Raw genomic sequence first — 23063 nt, forward strand, 5'->3', positions numbered from 1 at the left:
CTCGGCGATGCCGGTCAGTCCGCGGCCGCCACCCGGGCGGCGGGGGGGCGGGCGGGCCGCACGGGGTTCTCCAAGGTGACCTCCAGGTCCTCGTCGTCCACAGTGATCCGCAGGCGTACGGGCACCCGGCCCGCGTGCCGCAGGGCGTTGCTGAGGCCTTCCTGCACGATCCGGTACGCCTCGCGGGAGACGACCGGCGGTATCTTCTCAGGTCCCGGGGCGCGGCGCAGTCGACCTCGCCGCCCGCGGCGCGGGTGCGCCGCAGGAGGCCGTCCAGGCCGGCGAGGGTGGGGGCGGGCGCGGAGGAGGCGGGGCCGTCCTCGCGCAGCAGGCCGAGGACGGTGTCGAGTTCGCCGACCGCCTCGCGCGTGGTCTCCTCGATGGCGGCCAGGGCCTGCCGGGCGAACTCCGGGTCGCTGTCCATGACCCTGCGCGCGGCGCTCGCCTGCAGGGACACCGCGCTGAGCGCGTGCCCGACGGAGTCGTGCAGCTCCCGGGCCAGCCGGTTGCGCAGGGCCAGCCGCATGGCGTGCCGTTCGGCCTCGGCGAGGCGGTCGGCCGGCGTCGGCCCCAGCAGGACGGGGGCGCAGCGCGCCAGCAGGCTGCCGGCGGCCCAGGAGGTGGCGACGACCAGCGCCAGCAGTCCCAGCCCGGCCGCCGGGGCCAGTGCCAGTCCAGGGCCCCGGAAGAACGCGATCCAGCCGGTGTCGCGGGCCCGGCCGTGGTCGCCCAGCAGGGGAAGGACGAGCAGGTACAGCGCGGCGGGCGGGGTGGCCAGCGACATCCCGCTGACGATCCCGCCGGTCAGCAGGTGCAGCACGTACCAGGCCGCCGTGCGCACCCGCGCCGCCCACGACCGGCTGGGCCGGGGGTCAAGCTCCTCCTTCGGCACCCCGCACAGCGCCCGCACGGCGCCGCCCATCAGCGGCCGTGCGAGCGGGTAGAGCCCCATGACGGCGGCGGGCGGGAGGGCCAGCGCGAAGGTGGCGAACTGCCAGCCTATGGAGGGGCTCATGAAGATGCTGGTGCCGGGCACGAAAAACGCCAGCACGGTGTTCGCCAGCAGGTAGGAGGGCATCAGCAGCGCGCCGCCGAGCAGTTGGTGCACCCAGCGCAGCCGGGCCCGGCTGCCCAGCGTCGCGCGCATCAGGCGGCGCGGGGCGGCCGTCACGAAGTACGGGCCGTGGCGGTCGCGCGGGCGAGCAGTCCGATGATCACCTGGACAGGGTAGGTGACGGCCCCGACCGTCAGGGCCCCGCACCGGGCGGGGTACAGCGGGTGGGATGGTCGTCCCGGTTCCCGCGGAACGCTGAAGGCATGAACTGAGGGGAAACAACCGTCTTCGGCGTGATCTGCTGTGAATGTTGCGTCAAGTTGCTCATAAGTCCAGAATTCCGCACCGGCCGTCCCGGCACGTCGGCCTGAACGGCAGACCGTATCGACCGCCGGTCGGAGATTCTCCTCGTGCCCACGCCCCATGCTGCGCGCCGGGTTGCCCTGCCCCGGTCCCATCCTCGAATCGTCCTCAGGAAGGGTGACCGGGGCCCGTCCGGGGCGGCCGCGGGCTCGTACAGTGCGTGCATGGCCTCCATGAACGAGAGCGCGGCGGTGCGTGACCTGCGGGAGCCGCCCGTGCTGCACATCAAGGGACGGATACTGACCGGCGCGGACCCCCTCGACGGGGTGCGCGACGAGCTGTGGGTGGTGGGCGGGCGGATCACCTTCGACCGGCCGGCCGGGGCGCGCGACGTCACCACCGTCGAGGGCTGGGTGCTGCCCGGCCTGGTGGACGCGCACTGCCACGTCGGCCTCGACGCGCACGGCGCCGTCGACGAGGCGACCGCCGAGAAACAGGCATTGACGGAACGTCACGCCGGGGCGCTGCTGCTGCGCGACGCGGGCTCGCCCTCCGACACCCACTGGATCGACGACCGCGAGGACCTGCCCCGCATCATCCGCGCCGGCCGGCACATCGCCCGCACCCGCCGCTACATCCGCAACTACGCGCACGAGATCGAGCCCGAGGACCTGGTGGCGTACGTGGCGCGCGAGGCGCGGCGGGGCGACGGCTGGGTCAAGCTGGTGGGCGACTGGATCGACCGCGAGACCGGCGACCTGGGGGCCTGCTGGCCGCGCGGCGAGGTCGAGGCCGCCATCGCCGAGGCGCACCGGCTGGGCGCCCGCGTCACCGCCCACTGCTTCGCCGAGGAGACCCTCGCACCGCTGGTGGAGGCGGGCATCGACTGCATCGAGCACGCCACCGGGCTGACCGAGGAGACGATCCCGCTCTTCGCCGAGCGCGGCGTGGCCATCGTGCCGACGCTGGTCAACATCGCCACCTTCCCCCGCCTCGCGGCCAGCGGCGAGGGCAAGTTCCCCCGCTGGGCGGACCACATGCGCCGGCTCCACGAGCGGCGCTACGCAACCGTGGGCGCCGCCTACGACGCCGGCATCCCCGTCTACGTCGGCACGGACGCGGGCGGTTCGCTGCCCCACGGACTGGTCGCCCAGGAGGTGGCCGAGCTGGTCACGGCCGGCATACCGGCGGCGGCCGCGCTGTCGGCCGCGACCTGGGGCGCACGCGCGTGGCTGGGCCGGCCCGGGATCGAGGAGGGCGCACCCGCGGACCTCGTGGTGTACGAGGCCGACCCGCGCGCCGACGTACGCGTCCTGGGCGCCCCGCGCCGGGTGGTGCTGAGGGGGCGCGTGGTGAGCTGAACCGGCGGCCGACGGGCCTCAGCCGACGGTGGTCAGCGCCTCCTCCAGGGCGGCGGCGAAGCGGTCCGTCGTCGCGCGGTCCCGTACCGCCAGCCGCAGATAGTCCGGCCCCAGGCCCGGGAACGTGTCGCCCCGGCGCACCGCGAAGCCCAGGCCGCGCAGCCGTGTCCGCACGGCCGCGGCCCGGGGCAGCCGGATCAGCACGAACGGCCCGGCCGCCGGCCCGTACACGGTCACCTCGGCGAACTCCGCGAGGCGCAGCTGCAGATGGGCCCGGTCGGCGGCGATCCGGTCCGCGGCCGCAGCCGCCTCGGCCAGGGCCGGGGCCGCGCTGCACGCCTCCGCCGCCGCCAGCGCCGGCGAGGACACCGGCCACAGCGGCTGGGCCCGCTCGAGCCGGGCGATCTTGCCGGGCGAGGCCAGCACGTACCCGACGCGCAGCCCCGCCAGCCCCCAGGTCTTGGTGAGGCTGCGCAGCACGATCAGCCCCGGCAGGTCCGTACGGGCGGCCAGCGACTCCCGCTCGCCGGGCACGGCGTCCATGAACGCCTCGTCCACGACCAGGATCCGCCCCGGCCGGGCGAGGCGCGCCAGCGCGCGGGCGGGGTGCAGCACCGAGGTCGGGTTGGTGGGGTTGCCCACGATCACCAGGTCCGCGTCCCCGGGCACGGCCCGCGGATCGAAGCGGAACCCGTCCGCCGCGTCGAGCACCACGCGCTCCACCGTGTGCCCGGCGTCCCGCAGCGCCGCCTCCGGCTCGGTGAACTGCGGATGCACCACCACCGGCCGCCGCACCGGCAGCGCCCGGGCCAGCAGCACGAACGCCTCGGCCGCACCCGCCGTCAGCAACACCCGTTCCTCCGGCAGCCCGTGGCGCGCTGCCACCGCCCGCCGGGCCGCCCGGCCGTCGGGGTACGCGGCGAGCGAGCCGAGCGAGCCGGCTATGTGCTCGCGCAGCCACAGCGGGGGCGTACCGGCCCGCACATTGACCGCGAGGTCCGTCAGTTCCGCGCCCATGCCGCGTACTTCGGCGTCTCCGTGGTGCCGCAGGTCGGGCTCGGTCGATTCGTGCATGCGATAGACGGTACTGAGGGCGCGTGCGCGGCGTTCACGCGGGGCGGCGCGCGACGGCCGCCGTGACGTGCGCGGACTTCCGTTTCGGCACGGCGAGGACCGCCCCCGGGCCGGCCGCCACCAGCGCGGCCGCCTCGGCGACACCGGGCGTTCCCAGCGCCCTGCGGGCCACCTCGGAAGGATGCGGGACCGGCTGCGCGGCGAGGACCGCCGGGGCGTAGGCGGTCAGGGGCACGCCCAGGCGCGCGGCCGCCTCCAGCAGCCCCGGCTCGGCGGCCCGCGCCTCCACGGTGGCCAGGACGGCGACCGTGCCTCCGCCGGCCTCCGCCAGGACGCCGCTGACCAGGGCGAGCACCTCGTCGGCGGCCACGTCACGGCACGCGCCGACGCCGACGCAGAGCGCGGCGCTCACCGCGCGGCCGCCGCCGCGGCCACGAACCGCGCCGCCGTGCCGGGGGCTCCCGCCCAGTGGACGTGCAGGTACGAGGCGTGCACGCCGCCCTGCGCGAAGCCCTCCACCCGGCGCGCCGGGTGGGTGATCCCCCAGGCCGGGACGGCCCCGGCGGCCGGATCGGTCACCGTGCGGTGGAACTCGTGCCCGCGGACGCGGGTGCCGGCGGCGGCGAGCGGATTGTCGGCGATCGCCACGGCCTCGCGGTAGCCGAGGGTGAGGCGCTCGCTCATGCGGGCGTCCGTCGGCAGGACACCGCACATCGGCTTCCCGTCGAGGGTGCGGGAGAGATAGAGCAGGCCCGCGCACTCGGCGGCGATCGGTGCGCCGCCGGCCGCGAGGGCGGCCACGGCTTCGCGGAGGGGCTCGTTGGCGGAGAGCTCCGGGGCGTACATCTCGGGGAAGCCGCCGCCGATGACGAGGCCGGCGGTGCGTTCCGGCAGGGCCTCGTCGCGGAGGGGGTCGAAGGTGACGACCTCCGCGCCGGCTGCGCGCAGCAGTTCCGTGTGCTCGGCGTACGAGAAGGTGAATGCCGGACCGCCGGCTACGGCGATCACGGGGGCACCGTTCGGGTGCGGCCCGGTGGTCGGGTTGTGCCCCTGCGGAACGCCTGCCCACGAACCGGTGGGCTCCCACTCCGGGCCCTCCACCGGCGGCGCACTGTGCGCCAGAGCCAGCAGCCGCTCCAGGTCGCAGCCTTCCCGTACGCGCGCGGCGAACTCCGCCACCGCGTCGACCGCCTCGGCCTGCCGCTCGGCGACCGGTACGAGCCCCAGGTGCCGGGACGGCGTGTGCACCGGGGCCGCCCGCCGCACCGCGCCCAGGACCTCGACCCCCGACTCGTCCAGGGCCTCCCGCAGCAGCGCCTCGTGACGGTCGGAGCCGACCTTGTTGAGGATCACCCCCGCGACCCGGACCTCCGGATCCCAGGAGGCGAAGCCGTGGACCAGCGCCGCCACCGACCGCGACTGCGACGACGCGTCGACGACCAGGACGACCGGCGCCCGCAGCAGCTTCGCCACGTGCGCCGTCGACGCCAGCTCGCCCTGCCCGGCCGCCCCGTCGTACAGGCCCATGGCGCCCTCGACGACGGCCAGGTCACAGCCCGCTGCCCCGTGCAGGAACAGCGGGGCGATCCGCTCCGGGCCGCACAGGAAGGAGTCCAGGTTGCGGCCCGGGCGGCCCGTCGCCAGGGAGTGGTACCCCGGGTCGATGTAGTCCGGCCCGACCTTGTGCGGGGACACCGCGAGCCCCGCGTCCGCGAACGCCCGCATCAGGCCCGTGGCCACGGTGGTCTTGCCGCTGCCGGACGCCGGCGCGGCGATGACCAGCCGGGGGATGCGCGTACTCACCACTCGATGCCCCGCTGGCCCTTCTGACCGGTGTCCATCGGGTGCTTGACCTTGGTCATGTCCGTCACCAGGTCGGCGAACTCCACCAGCTTCTCCGGGGCGTTGCGGCCGGTGATGACGACGTGCTGGGTGCCCGGCCGGTCGCGCAGCACCTCGATCACCTCGTCGGTGTCGATCCAGCCCCAGTGCATCGGATAGGCGAACTCGTCCAGCACGTAGAGCTTGTACTTCTCCGCGGCCAGGTCCCGCTTGACCTGCTCCCAGCCCTCGCGGGCCTTCTCCTCGTTGGACAGCTCACTGTCGCGCTGGATCCAGGACCAGCCCTCGCCCATCTTGTGCCAGTCGACCGCCCCGCCCTCGCCGGAGGCGCCCAGCACGCGCAGCGCGTTCTCCTCGCCGACCTTCCACTTCGCCGACTTCACGAACTGGAACACCCCGATCGGCCAGCCCTGGTTCCACGCCCGCAGCGCCAGGCCGAAGGCCGCCGTCGACTTGCCCTTGCCGGTGCCGGTGTGGACGAAGACCAGCGGCCTGTTGCGCCGCTGACGCGTGGTGAGCCCGTCGTCCGGTACGACGGTCGGCTGTCCCTTGGGCATTACGCGGCCCTCCTCGAGTTCGTGTTCCGTACGGTACGCACCCCGCGTACGAGAGTGGCGACGCTGTCGGCGCGCAGTTCCTCGAGCATCACGACCGGCCCGCCCAGCGCCCGGCCCAGCTCGCCCGCGAGCCCGAGCCGCACCGGCCCCGCCTCGCAGTCCACGACGACCGACGCCGTGCCCTCGCCGGCCAGCAGCCCCGCCGCCCGCGCGGCCCGTGCCAGCGGCTCGGGACCACCGGTGGCCCGGCCGTCCGTCACCACCACCAGCAGCGGCCGGCGCGACGGGTCGCGCATCCGCTCCACCCGCAGCACCTCACGCGCCTGCAGCAGCCCGGCGGCCAGCGGCGTACGACCGCCGGTCGGCAGCTTCTCCAGCCGCGCCGCGCCCGCCTCCACCGACGACGTCGGCGGCAGCGCCACCTCCGCGCCGGAGCCCCGGAAGGTGATCATGCCGATCTTGTCCCGGCGCTGGTACGCGTCCATCAGCAGCGACAGCACCGCGCCCTTGACGGCGCTCATCCGCTTGCGCGCCGCCATGGAACCGGAGGCGTCGACCACGAACAGCACCAGATTGCCCTCGCGGCCCTCGCGCACCGCCTCGCGCAGATCGTCACGGCGCACCACCAGGCCCGGCCCACTGCGCCCGCGCGCCCGCTGGTGCGGGGCGGCGGCCTGCACGGTCGCCGCGAGGTGCAGCCTGCCCAGCGCCCCGCCCCGGGGGCGGCGCGCCCCCGTGGTGCGCCCGTGCGCGGTCAGGGCGCGCGAGCGGCGCCCGTCGGCGCCCTCGCCCAGCCCGGGCACGTCGAACCTGCGGGCCCGGAACGGGTCGGCCGCGGCCACGGCGGCGGCCTCGGGGGCCTCACCGCCGCTGCCGGGTGCCCCCTCCGGAGCGCTCGAGCCCTCCTGGGGCGCGGGCGAGCCGGAGTCCTGCCGCTGCCCCGGCACGTCGGGGGCGGCGTCCGCCCGCTCCGGCCCGTCCTGCGGCCGTCCACCGTCGGGACCGCCGTCGCCCGGGCCGCCGCCGTCCGGACCGTCGCCGTCCGGACCGTCGCCGTCCGGGCCCTCGGGCTCCGGGTCCGGCTCGGGCTCGGGCTCGTCGTCCTCGAATCCGTTGAGGATCTCGTCCAGCCGGTCCTCGTCCAGGCCGGGGGCATCGAAGGGGTTGCGGCGGCGCCGGTGCGGCAGCGACAGCAGCGCCGCCTGCCGGACGTCCGCCGTCGTCACGTCCGTACGCCCCGCCCACGCGGCCAGCGCGGACGCGGTGCGCGCGGTGACGATGTCCGCGCGCATGCCGTCCACCTCGAAGCCGGCGCACACCGCCGCGATCCGGCGCAGCGCGCCGTCACCGAGCCGTACGTCCGGCAGCAGCGCCCGCGCGGCGGCGATGCGCTCGCGCAGCGCGTCCTCCTCGGCGGCCCACTTGGCGGCGAACGCCGCCGGGTCCTCGTCGTAGGCGAGGCGGCGGCGGACGACCTCGACACGCTCCTCGGTCTCCCGCGAGGCCGCGACCTCCACGGTCAGACCGAAGCGGTCCAGCAGCTGCGGACGCAGCTCACCCTCCTCGGGGTTCATGGTGCCGACGAGGAGGAAGCGGGACGCGTGACGGACGGAGACGCCCTCACGTTCCACGTAGGAGGCGCCGGTCGCCGCCGCGTCGAGGAGTGCGTCCACCAGGTGGTCGCCCAGGAGGTTGACCTCGTCGACGTACAGCACGCCGCGGTGGGCGGCGGCCAGCAGGCCCGGCTCGAACGCCTTCACGCCCTCGGACAGCGCGCGCTCGATATCGAGGGCGCCCACGAGCCGGTCCTCGGAGGCGCCGACGGGCAGTTCGACCATGCGGGCGGGGCGGACCTCCGGCGCCTCGCCGACCTCGTGCGGCCCGTCCGGGCACGAGGGGTCGGGGGCCGCGGGGTCGCAGGAGAACCGGCAGTCGGGGACCGTCACGACGTCGGGCAGCAGCGTGGCAAGGGCCCTGACTGTCGTCGTCTTGGCCGTGCCTTTCTCGCCGCGCACGAGGACGCCGCCCACCGAGGGCGAGACGGCGTTGAGCAGCAGCGCCAGCCGCAAGCTGTCCATGCCGACGACCGCGGCGAAGGGATAAGAGGTGCTCATGCGCTGATCGCTCCTTCGAGTGGCTCTCGGATTGCCTCGGGGCCGTGCGCGGTGCTCACGGCGCCCCCGGTGGGATGAAGGGGGCGCCGGCCGGCACCCCGTCCTCGATCAAGCGCAGCAGCGCATCCGTATCCGCGTGCTCCTCGATCAGGTCGCCCAGCCGGTCGAGCTGTTCCTCGCGCAGTGCCGCGAACGACGTGTCCGGCGCCGGGACGAACGCCCGTCCGGCCGCCTGTGCGACCCGGCGCAGGAACGCCCGGCGGAAGCCGTCGCTCTCGAGGGAGCCGTGCCAGTGGGTGCCCCAGACGGCGCCGACCCGGCAGCCGTCGAGGAACGGCTCGTCGCCGCCGTGGACGTCCGCGACGCCGTGGTGGATCTCGTAGCCCTCCACCCGTTCGCCCAGGGCGGTGCCCACCGGCCTCGCCAGGGTCTTCTCCGCGGCGAAGCGTACGCGTACGGGCAGCAGGCCGAGGCCCTCGACCACGCCGGCGCGGGACTCCACCTCGTCCTCGATCCGCTCGCCCAGCAGCTGGAAGCCGCCGCAGACGCCCAGTACCGGGCGGCCCTCCGCCGCGCGGCGGGCGAGCGCGTCGGCGAGGCCGCGTTCGCGCAGCCACGCCAGCGCGCGGACCGTGCCGCGCGTACCCGGTACGACCACGAGGTCGGCGTCGGCGAGCTCCTCGGGCCGGTCCACGAAGCGCACCACGACGCCCGGTTCGGCCGCGAGGGCGTCCACGTCGGTGAAGTTGGACATCAGCGGCACCGCGCACACCGCCACCCGCAGCACGTCGGCGCCGTGCGGTGAGGCCACCACCGATTCGCGGACGGCGCCGCGCAGCGAGACGCGCAGGCCGTCCTCCTCGTCGATGCCCAGGCCGTGGGTGAAGGGCAGCACGCCGAACGTCCGCCGGCCCGTCAGGTCGCGCAGCATGTCCAGGCCGGGCTCCAGCAGGCTCACGTCGCCCCGGAACTTGTTGACGATGTAGCCCGCTATCAGTTCCTGGTCCTCGGGCGAGAGCAGCGCCGTGGTGCCGAAGAAGGAGGCGAAGACGCCGCCCCGGTCGATGTCGCCGACGACGACCACGGGCAGCCGGCCGGCCCGCGCGATGCCCATGTTGACGATGTCGCTGCGCCGCAGGTTGATCTCCGCCGGGCTGCCGGCGCCCTCGCAGATGACCGCGTCGTGCGTACGCCGCAGCTCCTCCAGGCACTCCGTCACCGTGCCGAACAACTGCTCCTGGCGGCCCGCGTGATAGCCGCGCGCGCTGAGCTCGCCCACCGGCTTGCCCATCAGGACGACCTGGCTGCTGCGGTCGCCGCCGGGCTTGAGCAGCACCGGGTTCATGAGCGCGCTGGGCTCGACGCGCGCGGCCGCGGCCTGCATGGCCTGCGCGCGCCCTATCTCCGCGCCCTCGCGCGTGACGTACGAGTTGAGCGACATGTTCTGCGCCTTGAACGGCGCGACCTTGACGCCCTTGCGGACCAGCCAGCGGCAGATCCCGGCGGTCACCACGCTCTTGCCCGCGTCGGAGGTCGTGCCGGCCACCAGCAGGCCCCCGCCCCTCCCAGCTGTCACCGACAACGCTTCCTCCTCGTCACGGTCGCCACGACCGTTCTCGTCAGCAGGGCCGTTCCCAGGGCCAGGACCGACACCCGGCGCGAGAGCCGCACCGCGCGTTCGACGTCCACGACCTCGACCGGCCGGTTCTCCGCGCCCAGGACGGGGCGGTGTTCGACGCGGCCCGCGTAGGCGAGGGTGCCGCCGAGGCGCACCCCGAGCGCCCCGGCGAAGGCGGCCTCGACGGGGCCGGCGTTGGGGCTGGGGTGGCGGGAGGCGTCGCGGCGGGCGACGCGCAGGGCGCCGCGCGGGTCGGGGCCCGCGAGGACGGCGAGGGCGGCGGTGAGCCGGGCGCCGGGCCAGCCGGCGACGTCGTCGAGGCGGGCGGAGGCCCAGCCGAACCGGCGGTAGCGCGCGGACTTGTGGCCGACCATGGCGTCGAGGGTGTTCACGGCGCGGAAGCCCACCAGCCCGGGCACGCCGCCGAGGGCTCCCCACACCAGCGCGCCCACGACGGCGTCGGAGGTGTTCTCGGCGACGGACTCCACGACCGCGCGCGCGATCTGCTGCTCGTCCAGGGCCTGCGGATCGCGGCCGCACAGGTGGGGCAGCCGCTTCCGGGCGGCCGCCAGGTCGCCGGCGGCGAGCGCCCCGCCGACGGCGCGCGCCTCGCGGCCCAGCGATGTGCCGCCCAGGACGGCCCAGGTGGCGGCGGCGGTCAGGGCGACGCGCGCGGCAGGGGAGGGGCGTGCGGTACGGGCCAGCAGCCCGGCGCCGGCCACGGCGCCGCCCGCGCACAGCAGGGTGTGCAGGGCGCCGGTGCCGCGATGGTCGCGCCACAGGCGCTGTTCGACGGCGTGGGCGGCGCGCCCGAAGGCGGCCACGGGATGGCCGCGGCGGGGGTCGCCGAAGAGGAGGTCACCGGCGAAGCCGAGGGCCGCACCGCACGCGAAACCGAGGTGATCGGCGCGCATCGGTCAGGCCGCCGTCGTGCCTCGGCGGAAGGGGGGCTCACTGTCGGACGGTATGCGGCGGCCGGGCATGGCGATGTGTCCTCACTCAGGGTCCGCGCCCTGGCTCGACGTGACCGGCGACCAGAGTCTCCTGGCTCCCGGATCGACGTCGCTCCGGCCTTCCAGCCCGCGGGGCGGGCCGTGGCCCTCGGTGGAGGACGCTCCCCGGTGACAGTGGCGGGACCGCGCCGGATTCACACCGGCTTCCTCTGCTGTCGCCGTTTGGCTCCGGAAGTGCACCACGGCCCGGGAAGGGCAGTCAACTCACAGCTGACCTGCGGCCTTCCCGGGCCGTGGGAGGGGTATGCGGAGGTGCTCCGGGCGCTCGGAAGCACCCGGAGGGCGCCTTCAGGAGACGATGAGGAAGATGCCGTATCCGACGGCGGCCGCGCACAGCGCGAAGCAGGCGTACGCGCCGGTGCGCAGGAGCGCGTTGGGGGCGACGGGCGCGGCGACGGTGCCGTCCGGCTGCTCCTGGGCCTTGCGGGGCGCGGTGCCGACGATGCCGAGGGTGAAGACGCCGACGAGTGCGACGGTCACGACGAGGCTGACGCCGAAGACCTGGCCGAGGGCTTCCCAGTTGATCTGCATGACGGGGTTCCTTGGTTCCTTAGCTCGTCGCCGCGGCGGGGGCGGCGGGGGCGGAGGAGGCGGTCGCCGGGGCGGCGAGGGGCCGGCCGGCGGCGGGGCGACGGCCTGGAGGGCGGCGGTGATGACGCCGGCGGGCTCGAGGGGCTCGGCGTCCACGCCCTGCGGCTGGTTGAGGTCGTTGACGTTGTCGTGCGTCACCGGCTTGCGGCGCGAGGCCATCCAGATCGCACCGGAGACGCCGAGGCCGAGGACGGCGACCGCGGCCACGCCCCAGTCGCCCTGGTCGGCGAGGAGGGCGGCGCCACCGGCGACCAGGCCCGCGGCGGGCAGGGTCAGGCCCCAGGCCATGACCATGCGGCCGGCGGTGGACCAGCGCACCACGCCGCCCTTGCGGCCGAGGCCGGCGCCCATGATCGAGCCGGAGCAGACCTGGGTGGTGGAGAGCGCGAAGCCGATGTGCGAGGAGGCGAGGATGACGGTCGCGGCGCCGGTCTGGGCGGCGAAGCCCTGGGCGGGCTTGATGTCGGTCAGGCCCTTGCCGAGCGTCTGGATGATGCGCCAGCCGCCGAGGTACGTACCGAGCGCGATGGCCAGGCCCGCGGAGACGATGACCCACATGGGCGGGTCGGAGTGCGGGGCGACGACGCCGCCGGCGACCAGCGCGAGGGTGATCACACCCATGGTCTTCTGGGCGTCGTTGGTGCCGTGGGCGAGGGAGACCAGGGCGGCCGAGGCGATCTGCCCGGCGCGGTAGCCCTTGGCGGTCTCCTGCTCGTCGCGGCCCCGGGCGAGGCGGTAGGTGAGCCGGGTCGCGCACCAGGCGGCGATGCCGGCCACCAGCGGCGCGGCGACGGCCGGGATGAGGACCTTCATCACGACCTTGTCGGTGTTGACCGCGTCGAAGCCGACGGCGACGACCGTGGCACCGATCAGGCCGCCGAAGAGGGCGTGCGAGGAGCTGGAGGGAAGGCCCGCGAGCCAGGTCAGCAGGTTCCAGACGATCGCGCCGACGAGCCCGGCGAAGATCACTTCCGGCCTGATGCCCGCGGTCTCGTCGATGATCCCGCCGGAGATCGTCTTGGCGACCTCAACGGACAGGAACGCGCCGACGAGGTTGAGCACGGCCGACATGGCCACGGCCACCTTGGGCTTGAGGGCCCCGGTGGAGATGGTGGTGGCCATGGCGTTGGCCGTGTCGTGGAAGCCGTTCGTAAAGTCGAACACCAAGGCCGTGACGATCACGATCCCGATGAGAAGCGTGATGTTTTCCATTCACCCAGGCAATCAGCTCGATGGTCAGTACGCGGCGACCGTAGGGACTCAGGGTGAACGGAAGGTGAACTGGGCCCAGCCGAACCATTTCGTGAACCGGAGGCGACGACCGATGAGTGCGCACGAAGAGATCAGCGGCAGCGGACGCGACGCGGGCCCGGCGGCCGACGACCCAAGGCGCGCCTGGGCCGAGGTGGTGGCCACGGCCCGCCGCACCACGGCCGACGGGCTGGTCGTCGGCACCTCCGGCAACGTCTCCGCCAGGGTCGGAGACGTGGTGCTCGTCACGCCCAGCGGCGTCCCCTACGACCGTCTGGGCCCCGACGACATCACCGGAGTCGACCTCGCCGGCCGCCAGGTGATCGGCGATCTGACCCCCACCAGCGAGTTGCCCATGCACCTCGCCGTCTACCGCGCCACCGACGCCGCCGCGATCGTGCACACCCACGCCGTGCACGCCACGGCCGTCTCCACCCTCGTCGACGAGGTCCCGCTGATCCACTACATGGCCGCCGCCCTCGGCGGCCCCGTCCGCGTCGCCCCCTACGCCGTCTACGGCAGCGACGAACTGGCCGCCCACGTCCTCGCCGCCCTCGACGGCCGCAGCGGCTGCCTGCTGCGCAACCACGGCACCCTCACCTACGGCGCCACCCTCGAGCAGGCCCTGGACCGCACCGCCCAGCTCGAGTGGATGTGCCGGGTCTGGCTCGCCGCCTCCACCGTCCCCGGCCGCGCCCCGGCCCTGCTCACCCCCGGGCAGCTGGACGAGACGGCGGCCCGGCTGCGCGGCTACGGGCAGCGGGGGGAGTGACCCCGGGCCCCGGCGCGCACGTCCCGCGGGCGCGGCGCGCCGGGCCGCCAACGCCCACTGGCCCCGGCCGGGGCCCGAGCCCACACTGGGGGTGATGGACCCGCGCCGGGCGGCGGCCCTGACCGCCGCCACCGTGATCGGTGCCGGAGCGGCCGCGGTGGCGGCCGGACGGTACGCCGGTGACGCTGCCCTCAAGGCCGGCCCCGGCCGGCCGCCGCCCGGCGAGGCGAGGATCGCCGTCCACGACACCGGCCCGGGCACCGTCACGCTCACCCGCACCCCCGCCGCGCTGCGCCCCGGCACCTACGGCCTGACCGGGCGCGGCGTGCACGCCGTGGTCGGGGGCGTGGTGGCCGACGTCTCGCACCCCCACCACTGCGTCGTACGGCGCCTGGAGCGCGTCGCGCACGGCAGCCCGCGGCAGGGCGACCACGTCTGGCTGACCCCTCGGCTGCACGCGGGCAACCCGCGCGACGCCCTCGGCCTGGACCACGCCGACGTGGACGTGCCCGGCGAGCTGGGGCCGCTGCCCGCCTGGTTCGTGCCCGCCGCCCGCGACACCTGGGTGATCACCGTGCACGGCCTGGGCACCACGCGCGAGCACGCCATGAACCTCCTGCCGTTCCTGCACGCCCAGCGGCTGCCCGTGCTCGCCGTCACCTACCGGGGCGACCCCGGAGCACCCCGGCCGGCGCACGGAATCAGCCACTTCGGTGCGAGGGAGTGGCGGGATCTCGATGCCGCCCTGCGGTACGCCCTGCGCAACGGCGCCCGCCGCGTCGTGCTGCACGGCTGGTCCACCGGCGCCACCATGGCCCTGCTCGCCGCCCAGGAGTCCTCGCTCGGCCGCCATGTCGCCGGCCTGGTGCTGGACTCCCCGGTCCTCGACTGGCCCGCCGCGCTGCGCGCCCTCGCCGCCCACCGCGTCCCGGCGCCACTCATTCCGCTTGCGGTCCGGGCGACCGAGGGCAGGATCGGCCTCGCCCCCGGCAGCCTGCTGGACGCCGCCGACCCGGCCCACGTGTCCGTACCCACCCTCGTGGTGCACGGCACCGACGACCCCCTCGCACCGCTGGAGCACTCCCGCGAACTCGCCGCCGGGCGACCGGAACTGATCACCCTGCGGACCGTCCGCGGAGCCGGCCACGCCGGGTCCTGGAACGTCGATCCGGCGGGCTACGAGGAGACCCTGCGGCGCTTCCTGATCCCCCTGATGTAGCGGGCTCGCGCGGCGCCCGCGCCCTGCCTGCGACTTCCCATCACGGGGTGCGCGCGGCCGGATAGTTGATTCCGATTGGGTTTTCGGAGCGTGAACGGCAAGACTGCTCCTGTGACGTCCCGTACTCCGCGCGACTCCCGGCTCAGACTCGTCCCCCGACAGCCGATCGCCGCCGCCCGCCGGGCCGTGGCGAACCGAGGCTCCCGCCCGGCGCCCCGACCGCCCGCAGGCATCCCGGCCCGGCCGGAACTGTCCCGGCAGGCCAGAGCAGGACTCGCCGGCGCGGTCCGGCTGGCCCGCTGGGCCGCCGACGAGTGCGCCCGCGGCGGCGGGTTGTGCGACGAGACCGTCGACCGGGCCGCCGCGGCACTGGGACTGACGGCCGGCCAGGTGCGCTCCGAGTGGGACCGCGCCCGCCTCGCCGGGCTCCTCGAGCTCCACGACGGCACCGCCCGCCCCGGCTGGCGGCTGCAGGCCTGGGACCGCGACGACAGCGCCGTGCTGCGCGGCTGGGTCGCCCTCTTCGACGCCTGGTCGCTCGCCCACCCCGAGCCCGCCGGCACCGACCCGACCCTCGCCGCCGAGGTCGTCGAGGCCGCCCCCCAGCTGCTGTCCGTCATGCACCTGTCGGCCGGCCCGGTCTCCGTCGCCATGCTGCTCGACCTGCTCCAGCAGCGCGTCGCCGAGATCCGCGCCGAACGCTGCGAGGTCCCCTACGGCACCCAGCCGCCCCCGGCCCCCGCCCCTGCCCCGGTCGCCGGGGACCCGCTCCCCGAGCTGCTCGACTGGGCGCTGCGCGGCCTCGCCTCCGTGGGCGCGCTCGTCATGCGGGGCGACGCCGGGGCGCGCGCCGAGGCCCTGCTCACCCCCCTGGGGAACTGGGCGGTGTGGGTCAAGCTCGAGCAGATCTGCGTCGCCGCGCAGAGCCCCGCCGGCAACATCGAACTGTCCGCCGAGGCCATGCTGCGCGGCTGCGCCGACCTCACCCCCGGACCCGCCCGCGCCGAGTACCGCGCCTGGCTCGCCGCCCGGCCCGTGCGCAGCGCCGTCGCCGAGCTCCTGGAGGCCGCCCGCGCCGACGACGCCATGGTCCGGGGCCTGGCCTTCGAGGCCCTGCGGGCGGTCGGCGCCCCCGCCGAGCCCACCGTGCGGGCGGCGGCCGAGGAGCCGGTGCTGCGCCCGTACGCCCTGCTGTGGCTCGCCGAGCACGAGGGGCACGACCCCGAGGAGGCGGCGGAGGTCCTCACGCGGGAGGAGGCGACGTGGCTGTGGGTGGACACGGCGGCCGCCGTCGCCGACCACGGGGAGAGCCGGCTGCTGGTCCGCCACCTCGACTCCGCCGTCCAGGGCACGGTCCCCGGCCTGCTGGAGGAGGTACGGGCCGTGGGACACCCCCGCACGGTCCAGGTGCTGGTCGCGCTGGCGGCCGCCCACCCCGACCCGGCGCTGGCCAAGGCCGTGCGCCGGGCCGCCTTCCAGGTGCACCGGGGCGGCGCCTGACCGGGGCCGGGTCCTCAGTCGGTGATCTACGGCCCCTTCGGGGCGTACGTGCCGAAGACGCCGCCGCGCCCCCGGGAGCCGATCATCACCAGGCCGTTGCCGTAGACCAGCTCGGCGTGCAGCACGGTGCCGTCCTCGCTCTCGTACAGCGCGGTCCGCACGAAGCCGAAGGCCTCCGTGAGCTGGCGGATCGCCGCCTGCGCGTCGTCGTACAGCAGGGCGGGGGAGACGGCCGGCGAGGCCGTGGAGGTGTCCGTCATGACGCTCGCTCCTCGTGCGCCGGCGGAAGGTGCCGCGACGCCGCGGGTCGCCCCGGGGGCCCGGCACCCCTCCGACCAGGGCTTTCCACCCCGAGTATCGGCGAACCGGGCCCTCCCCGCCCCTTCCGGCGTGCCGGGGGGCGGCGCACGAGGCCAGCGAATCCGCTTGCGCTCCCCCGTTAGACTGGTCCGTATGGCATTCCTCCTCGCGCATTAGACGGCGTCATCGCGACCCCAGTCCGTCCCACCGCCGTCCACTTCGCCCAGGAGTAGAAACCCCCGTGATCACCGCCTCCGGTATCGAGCTGCGCGCCGGCGCACGCGTCCTCATCGAGTCCGCCAGCTTCCGCATCGCCAAGGGCGACCGCGTCGGCCTGGTCGGCCGCAACGGCGCCGGCAAGACCACCCTCACCAAGTGCCTCGCCGGTGAGGGCATCCCCGCCGCGGGCAACATCGCCCGCTCCGGCGAGGTCGGCTACCTCCCGCAGGACCCCCGCACCGGCGACCTCGAGGTCCTCGCCCGCGACCGCATCCTCTCCGCGCGCGGCCTGGACTCCGTCCTGCGCAAGATGCGCGAGAACGAGGACCGGATGGCCAACGGCAAGGGCGCCACCCGCGAGCGCGCGATGAAGAAGTACGAGCGCCTGGAGACGGAGTTCCTCACCAAGGGCGGCTACGCCGCCGAGGCGGAGGCCGCGACCATCGCCGCCAGCCTGGGCCTGCCCGACCGCATCCTGACCCAGCCGCTGCACACCCTCTCCGGCGGCCAGCGCCGCCGCGTCGAGCTGGCCCGGATCCTCTTCTCGGACGCCGACACGCTGCTCCTGGACGAGCCCACCAACCACCTCGACGCCGACTCCATCGCCTGGCTGCGGGACTACCTCAGGACCTACCGCGGCGGCTTCATCGTCATCTCCCACGACGTCGACCTCGTCGAGACCGTCGTCAACAAGGTCTTCTACCTCGACGCCAACCGCTCGACCATCGACGTCTACAACATGGGCTGGAAGCTCTACCAGCAGCAGCGTGAGGCCGACGAGAAGCGCCGCAAGCGCGAGCGCCAGAATGCCGAGAAGAAGGCCGCGGCCCTCAATTCGCAGGCCGACAAGATGCGCGCCAAGGCCACCAAGACCGTCGCCGCGCAGAACATGGCCAAGCGCGCCGAGCGGCTGCTCAAGGGCCTGGACGAGGTCCGCGTCTCCGACAAGGTCGCCAAGCTCCGTTTCCCGGAGCCCGCGCCCTGCGGCAAGACCCCGCTGACGGCGGAGGGCCTGTCGAAGTCCTACGGCTCGCTGGAGATCTTCACCGACGTCGACCTGGCCATCGACAAGGGCTCCCGCGTGGTCATCCTCGGCCTCAACGGCGCCGGCAAGACCACCCTGCTGCGGCTGCTCGCCGGCACGGAGAAGCCCGACACCGGCCAGGTCACCCCCGGCCACGGCCTCAAGCTCGGCTACTACGCCCAGGAGCACGAGACGCTCGACCCGGACCGCACGGTCCTGGAGAACATGCGCTCCTCCGCTCCCGACCTGGACCTCGTCGAGGTCCGCAAGACGCTGGGCTCGTTCCTGTTCTCCGGCGACGACGTCGACAAGCCCGCGGGCGTGCTCTCCGGCGGCGAGAAGACCCGGCTGGCCCTGGCCACGCTGGTGGTCTCCTCCGCCAACGTCCTCCTGCTGGACGAGCCCACCAACAACCTCGACCCCGCCAGCCGCGAGGAGATCCTCGGCGCCCTGCGCACCTACAAGGGCGCGGTCGTGCTGGTGACGCACGACGAGGGCGCCGTGGACGCGCTCGAGCCCGAGCGGATCATCCTGCTGCCCGACGGCGTCGAGGACCTGTGGGGCCCGGACTACGCGGACCTGGTGGCCCTCGCCTGACGGGTCGCACCCCGGCTTCTTGATCAGTGTGATCCGGATCATTCGGCCGACGGGTGATCCATCATCTGAGTGAGGGCGGCTCGTACCCCCGCACCTCCCCGTGCCCCGGCGCACGCGCTGTGCGAGGTGCGGGGCGCCGTTCGCGCCGCGCGGAGGGGTGCCCCGTCTGACCTGCCGCTTCACCTCGCCACCCGGACGGCCGTACGAGCCGGATCGCCTGGAATCGCCTGCTCCGAGGGCCCTCCCGGCCGGAAAACGCGGGATCTCTTTCCCGCGGACTTCGCATCGACCTTGCCGAATGGGTGGCCAGGAGGCCGCCTAGGGGTGATCATGAGAGACAAGAGGCGCATCTCCCATGAGGAGGCACGGGTGGCCGAGACTCTGAAGAAGGGCAGCCGGGTGACCGGCGCCGCGCGCGAAAAGCTCGCGGCAGACCTGAAGAAGAAGTACGACTCCGGTGCGAGTATCAGGGCGCTGGCCGAAGAGACCGGTCGCTCCTATGGCTTCGTGCACCGGATGCTCAGCGAATCCGGCGTGATCCTGCGAGGTCGCGGCGGAGCAACGCGCGGCAAGAAGGCCGCCTCGGCCTGACGCCGCGCACTCCCAGCACAGCAGTCAGGACAGTCCCACCCGGTCGGCCGACCGGCCGACCGGGTGGTTACTGTGCAGTCAACTAACGCGACTGCGGCCGATTCGGAGGCCCCCATGACTGCTCGCAAAACCCTGCTCGACCAGGACGGCGTACAGCTCACCGTCGATGACACGGTTGCCACCGTCACGCTCACCAATCCCGCCAAGCGCAACGCTCAGTCGCCCGCGCTGTGGCGGGCGCTGACCGAAGCGGGCCGGCTGCTGCCGGGTTCCGTGCGGGTGGTGGTGCTCAGGGGAGAGGGCAAGTCCTTCTCCGCGGGCCTCGACCGTCAGGCCTTCACCCCCGAGGGCTTCGACGGCGAGCCCTCCTTCATCGACCTCGCGCGCGGCACGGACGAGGCGCTCGACGCCGAAATCGCCACGTACCAAGAGGCGTTCACCTGGTGGCGGCGCAACGACATCGTCTCCATAGCGGCCGTTCAGGGCCATGCCATCGGCGCCGGCTTCCAGCTCGCACTGGCGTGCGACCTGCGGGTCTGTGCGGACGACGCCCAGTTCGCGATGCGCGAGACCAGCCTGGGCCTGGTGCCCGACCTCGGCGGCACCCAGCCGCTGGTGTCGCTCGTCGGCTACGCCCGCGCACTGGAGATCTGCGCCACCGGACGCTTCGTCTCCGCCGCCGAGGCCGAGCTCACGGGCCTGGCCAACGTGGTTGTGCCCGTCGCCGAACTCTCGGGGGCCGTCGACGACTTGGCCGCCGCCCTGCTGGCCGCCCCGCGCGACGCCGTCATCGAGACCAAGGCCCTGCTGCGCGGCGTGGCCGGCCGCACCTACGACGAGCAGCGCGTCGCCGAGCGCGCCGCCCAGGGCCGCCGCCTGCGCGACCTCGCGGGGCTCGGGGAGTAACGGCCCTAACGGCCCCGGCCGGAGTTCGTCGCCGCCCAGGCGGGGTACGCGGACCCCGCCTATGGTGGCGGTGAGGACCGGAAGAAAGGCGGCCGACGATGGCGGACACCGTGAGCCCGAATCCCCAGACCGGAAAGAGCGGCCCGAGCGGCGGCCAGGGCAAGCAGCCGCAGGTCGCCCCCGCGGACCGCGGCCGCACCACCATCGCCGACGGGGTGGTGGAGAAGATCGCGGGCCTGGCCGCCCGGGAGGTGCTCGGCGTCCATGCCATGGGCGGCGGGCTCGCCCGCACCTTCGGGGCCGTGCGCGACCGTGTCCCCGGCGGCGGCAAGTCCCCCAGCCGGGGCGTGAAGGCCGAGGTCGGCGAGGTCCAGACGGCCCTGGACCTGGAGATCGTCGTGGACTACGGCGTGGCGATCACCGAGGTCGCCCGCGCCGTGCGGGTGAATGTCATCGCGGCGGTGGAGCGCATGACGGGCCTGGAGGTCGTCGAGGTCAACATCGCCGTGACCGACGTGAAGCTGCCGGACGAGGAAGAGGAAGAGCCGGAGCCGAGGATCCACTAGGCCGGACGGACCGGGTGAGGAGCGCACGATGAGCATGGCCACGACCGGGATGATCGCCGGCATGGGCCTGGCGTTCGCCGGGTACTTCGGCGGGTTCGGGGCCTTCCTGCTGGTGGCGGCGCTGGGCGCCATAGGCTTCGTGGCGGGCCGGTTCCTCGACGGGGACCTCGAGCTCGGCGACTTCTTCCGCCCGCGCGACGGGCGCGGGAGGTAGCGCGTGGAGGCGCGAGAGGTGGTGGAGCCCGCCGTGCGCGGCGCGACCCGCATCGCCGACCAGGTCGTCGCCAAGATCGCCATGCAGGCGGCCCGGGAGGCGCTCGGCGCACCCACGCCGGACGGCCACGAGCCCCCGCGCACCTCGGTCTCCGTGCACGACGGCTCCGCACGGGTAAGAGTCTCGGTGGAGCTCGGCTATCCGGCGGACATCGGCGCCCGCTGCCGTGCGGTACGGCAGCGGATCACCGAACGCGTCAGGACACTGGCGGGCATGGAGGTCCCGGAGGTGGTGATCACGGTGGAGCGGCTGCACTCCGCGCACGGCGACCGCTCGGGCGGGGAGCGGGTGCGATGAGCGATCCCGCACCACCGCCGAAGAGCCCCGGCCCCGACGACGGCCCCGCGCACGACGGCGGGGCACACCGCTTCTGGTCGGCCCGCCGGCTGCCCGCCGCACTGGTGGCGGCCGCCGTGCTGGGCGCCGCCGGGGGCCTCCTCTACGACATCGTCTCCGTACGGACCGGCCACCCGGCCATGGGCTGGCGCCGCAACCTGGCCCACGCCCTGGCCACCCGCCACCTCGACGACCCCTTGATCGCCGGCGGCGCGGCCCTGGCGATGCTGCTCGGCCTCTGGCTGATCGTGCTGGCCGCCACCCCGGGCCTGCGCCGGGTGCTGCCGATGGCCCGCACCTCCCCGGACGTACGCGCCGGGCTCGACCGGGCCGCGGCCGCGCTGGTGCTGCGGGACCGGGCCATGGAGGTCGCCGGGGTGCGGTCCGTGCGGGTCGACGTCCGCCGCCGGGTGGTCAGGGTCCGCGCCCAGTCCCACTTCCGGGACCTGGACGAGGTGCGCACGGACGTGAACACCGTGCTGGCCGAGGGCGTCAGAGAGCTGGGCCTGGCCCGCCAGGCGTCGCTGTCCGTGCACGTCCGCCGACCCGCGAAGAGGTGAAGCCCGGTGCTGAGGACCGCCAACCGGATCCTGCTGGGGCTGGCCGGCGTGCTGCTGCTGGCGCTCGGTGCCGCCGTGCTCGCCGGGGCGCTGGACCTGCCCCGGCGCTGGGACGTCACCCTGCCGGCGGCCTGGCCCTTCGCAGGGCCGGACGACGTGCCGCTGAGCGCCGCCCGCCGGCGGGGGTGGGGCCGGCACGGCTGGTGGTGGCCCACGGTCATCGCGGCGCTGGGCGTCGTCGTGGCGCTGTCCCTGGGCTGGCTGCTCGCCCAGGCGCGCCGGCACCGGTTGCGCGAGGTGGGCGTCGACAGCGGCGACGGCGAAACGGTCGTGGTGCGCGGCCACGCCCTTCAGGACGCGCTGGCGGCCGAGGCGGCGGCGCTCGAGGGCGTGGACGACGCCGTGATCACCCTGACCGGGCGGCGCACGGCCCCCCGGGCGCGCATCGGCCTCACCCTCGCCCCGCACGCCCGGCCCGCCGACGCCCTGCGGCGCCTGGACGCCGAGGTCCTGCGGCACGCCCGTACCTCCGCCGGCCTGCTGCGCCTCCCGGCGGAGGTACGGCTGCGGGCGGTGCGCCACCCCGCGCGCCGGGTGGGCTGAGGGCGCGCCCGGGCCGCGATGCCCGGGACGCCCGCCCGCAGCCCCACCCGCCCAGGTGTCCTAGAAGCCGTGCCGGGCGCCGCCGTCGACGGGCAGCATCACGCCCGTCAGGTACGAGGCCGCCGGGGACAGGACGAACGCCGCCGTCCTGCCGAACTCCTCCGGGTTGCCGTAGCGGCCGAGCGGGATGGCCTGCGAGCGGCGGGCCCGCGTCGCCTCGGGGTCGCCGGAGAGCGCGTCGAGTTCGCGCAGCCGGTCGGTGTCGATGCGGCCGGGCAGCAGCCCGACCACGCGGATGCCGCGCGGGCCCAGGTCCACCGACAGCGACTTGGCGAAGCCCGCCAGGCCCGGGCGCAGGCCGTTGGAGATCGCGAGGCCGGGGATCGGCTCGTGGACCGACGCCGACAGCACGAAGCCGATCACGCCGCCCTCGCCGAGCTCCGCGGCCGCGGTGCGGGCCATGCGGACGGCGCCGAGGAAGACGGACTCGAAGGCCGCCTGCCACTGGTCGTCGCCGTTGTCGGCCGCCGAGCCGGGCGGCGGGCCGCCGACGCTGATCAGGACGCCGTCGAAGCGCCCGAAGCGCTCCCGGGCGGTGGCGACGAGGCGCTCGGCCGCCGTGGGGTCGGCGTTGTCGGCGCCCACCCCGACCGCGCGCGGGCCGATCTTCTCGGCCGCCGCGGCCGCGGCGGCGGCGTCCCGCCCGGAGACGACGACGCCGGCCCCTTCGGCCGCCAGCTCACGTGCGGTGGCGAAGCCCAGGCCCCGGCTCGCGCCGGTCACCACGTACGCCCTGTCCTTGAGTCCAAGATCCATAG

Annotated in this window: 20 protein-coding genes, 3 pseudogenes and 1 riboswitch; of the genes and pseudogenes, 12 read left to right on the forward strand and 11 right to left on the reverse strand. The window is 75.1% G+C overall.

What is annotated here, in order from left to right:
- Positions 1-376: 376 nt before the first annotated feature.
- A pseudogene (locus J1792_RS35340) lies at positions 377-1147 on the reverse strand (histidine kinase); the annotation flags it as partial.
- A gap of 434 nt (positions 1148-1581) precedes the next feature.
- On the opposite strand from J1792_RS35340, the gene J1792_RS10405 reads away from it, so the two are divergent.
- Positions 1582-2718: an amidohydrolase family protein gene (locus tag J1792_RS10405; protein ID WP_242645871.1), complete on the forward strand. Its 1137-nt coding sequence runs from the start codon at positions 1582-1584 to the stop codon at positions 2716-2718.
- An 18-nt stretch (positions 2719-2736) separates the two neighbouring features.
- On the opposite strand, the gene cobC is transcribed toward J1792_RS10405, so the two are convergent.
- The 8 genes and pseudogenes from cobC to J1792_RS10445 all read right to left on the reverse strand — a co-directional run.
- The gene (cobC, locus tag J1792_RS10410) at positions 2737-3792 is read right to left on the reverse strand and encodes an Rv2231c family histidinol phosphate aminotransferase CobC (protein WP_086574191.1); all 1056 of its coding nucleotides are present in this window, start codon (positions 3790-3792) and stop codon (positions 2737-2739) included.
- Between the two features lie 34 nt (positions 3793-3826).
- Positions 3827-4204 (reverse strand): cobalamin biosynthesis protein, encoded by a 378-nt coding sequence (locus tag J1792_RS10415; RefSeq protein WP_307842949.1) that lies wholly within the window; start codon positions 4202-4204, stop codon positions 3827-3829.
- Complete coding sequence (locus J1792_RS10420; RefSeq protein WP_307842950.1) at positions 4201-5595, reverse strand: cobyrinic acid a,c-diamide synthase CobB; 1395 nt, start codon at positions 5593-5595, stop codon at positions 4201-4203. Before J1792_RS10420 ends, J1792_RS10415 begins: the two co-directional genes overlap by 4 nt.
- On the reverse strand, positions 5592-6191 hold the full coding sequence (gene cobO / locus J1792_RS10425) for a cob(I)yrinic acid a,c-diamide adenosyltransferase (RefSeq protein ID WP_086574197.1): 600 nt from the start codon (positions 6189-6191) through the stop codon (positions 5592-5594). Before cobO ends, J1792_RS10420 begins: the two co-directional genes overlap by 4 nt.
- Entirely contained in the window at positions 6191-8305 is a 2115-nt protein-coding gene (locus J1792_RS10430; RefSeq protein ID WP_207247147.1) for a putative cobaltochelatase, read from the reverse strand. Before J1792_RS10430 ends, cobO begins: the two co-directional genes overlap by 1 nt.
- A gap of 55 nt (positions 8306-8360) precedes the next feature.
- Positions 8361-9881: a cobyric acid synthase gene (locus tag J1792_RS10435; RefSeq protein WP_372446095.1), complete on the reverse strand. Its 1521-nt coding sequence runs from the start codon at positions 9879-9881 to the stop codon at positions 8361-8363.
- A complete protein-coding gene (locus J1792_RS10440) occupies positions 9878-10837 on the reverse strand; it encodes a cobalamin biosynthesis protein (RefSeq protein WP_086574203.1) in 960 nt (319 codons plus the stop codon). Before J1792_RS10440 ends, J1792_RS10435 begins: the two co-directional genes overlap by 4 nt.
- Before the next feature lie 124 nt (positions 10838-10961).
- Positions 10962-11085: riboswitch (cobalamin riboswitch) on the reverse strand.
- Between the two features lie 457 nt (positions 11086-11542).
- A pseudogene (locus tag J1792_RS10445) lies at positions 11543-12739 on the reverse strand (inorganic phosphate transporter); the annotation flags it as partial.
- 112 nt (positions 12740-12851) lie between these two features.
- On the opposite strand from J1792_RS10445, the gene J1792_RS10450 reads away from it, so the two are divergent.
- The 3 genes from J1792_RS10450 to J1792_RS10460 all read left to right on the forward strand — a co-directional run bounded on the left by J1792_RS10450 (position 12852) and on the right by J1792_RS10460 (position 16269).
- Entirely contained in the window at positions 12852-13550 is a 699-nt protein-coding gene (locus J1792_RS10450) for a class II aldolase/adducin family protein (protein WP_207247149.1), read from the forward strand.
- A 94-nt stretch (positions 13551-13644) separates the two neighbouring features.
- The gene (locus J1792_RS10455; protein ID WP_086574385.1) at positions 13645-14769 is read left to right on the forward strand and encodes an alpha/beta hydrolase; all 1125 of its coding nucleotides are present in this window, start codon (positions 13645-13647) and stop codon (positions 14767-14769) included.
- A 111-nt stretch (positions 14770-14880) separates the two neighbouring features.
- A complete protein-coding gene (locus J1792_RS10460; protein ID WP_207247150.1) occupies positions 14881-16269 on the forward strand; it encodes a hypothetical protein in 1389 nt (462 codons plus the stop codon).
- Between the two features lie 47 nt (positions 16270-16316).
- Here J1792_RS10460 and J1792_RS10465 read toward each other — a convergent pair.
- Positions 16317-16529 (reverse strand): annotated as a pseudogene (locus tag J1792_RS10465) (VOC family protein); the annotation flags it as partial.
- 281 nt (positions 16530-16810) lie between these two features.
- Here J1792_RS10465 and J1792_RS10470 point away from each other — a divergent pair.
- The 8 genes from J1792_RS10470 (at position 16811) to amaP (ending at position 22245) form a co-directional block, all read left to right on the forward strand.
- On the forward strand, positions 16811-18409 hold the full coding sequence (locus J1792_RS10470) for an ABC-F family ATP-binding cassette domain-containing protein (RefSeq protein WP_086567432.1): 1599 nt from the start codon (positions 16811-16813) through the stop codon (positions 18407-18409).
- 369 nt (positions 18410-18778) lie between these two features.
- Positions 18779-19000, forward strand: a complete 222-nt coding sequence (locus tag J1792_RS10475) for a helix-turn-helix domain-containing protein (protein ID WP_030366669.1) — start codon at positions 18779-18781, stop codon at positions 18998-19000.
- Between the two features lie 114 nt (positions 19001-19114).
- Complete coding sequence (locus J1792_RS10480) at positions 19115-19906, forward strand: enoyl-CoA hydratase/isomerase family protein (protein WP_086567430.1); 792 nt, start codon at positions 19115-19117, stop codon at positions 19904-19906.
- A gap of 98 nt (positions 19907-20004) precedes the next feature.
- Complete coding sequence (locus tag J1792_RS10485) at positions 20005-20472, forward strand: Asp23/Gls24 family envelope stress response protein (RefSeq protein WP_086567428.1); 468 nt, start codon at positions 20005-20007, stop codon at positions 20470-20472.
- Positions 20473-20500: 28 nt separating this feature from the next.
- Entirely contained in the window at positions 20501-20686 is a 186-nt protein-coding gene (locus J1792_RS10490; RefSeq protein ID WP_086567426.1) for a hypothetical protein, read from the forward strand.
- Between the two features lie 81 nt (positions 20687-20767).
- Positions 20768-21043: an Asp23/Gls24 family envelope stress response protein gene (locus J1792_RS10495; protein ID WP_242645992.1), complete on the forward strand. Its 276-nt coding sequence runs from the start codon at positions 20768-20770 to the stop codon at positions 21041-21043.
- The gene (locus tag J1792_RS10500; RefSeq protein WP_086567422.1) at positions 21040-21642 is read left to right on the forward strand and encodes a DUF6286 domain-containing protein; all 603 of its coding nucleotides are present in this window, start codon (positions 21040-21042) and stop codon (positions 21640-21642) included. Before J1792_RS10495 ends, J1792_RS10500 begins: the two co-directional genes overlap by 4 nt.
- Before the next feature lie 6 nt (positions 21643-21648).
- Positions 21649-22245: an alkaline shock response membrane anchor protein AmaP gene (amaP, locus tag J1792_RS10505; RefSeq protein WP_086567420.1), complete on the forward strand. Its 597-nt coding sequence runs from the start codon at positions 21649-21651 to the stop codon at positions 22243-22245.
- Between the two features lie 60 nt (positions 22246-22305).
- Here amaP and J1792_RS10510 read toward each other — a convergent pair whose 3' ends face one another.
- The gene (locus J1792_RS10510) at positions 22306-23061 is read right to left on the reverse strand and encodes an SDR family oxidoreductase (RefSeq protein ID WP_086567418.1); all 756 of its coding nucleotides are present in this window, start codon (positions 23059-23061) and stop codon (positions 22306-22308) included.
- Between the last annotated feature and the right edge of the window lie 2 nt (positions 23062-23063).

Source organism: Streptomyces triculaminicus (assembly GCF_017349075.1).
Classification (GTDB): Bacteria; Actinomycetota; Actinomycetes; order Streptomycetales; family Streptomycetaceae; genus Streptomyces; species Streptomyces triculaminicus.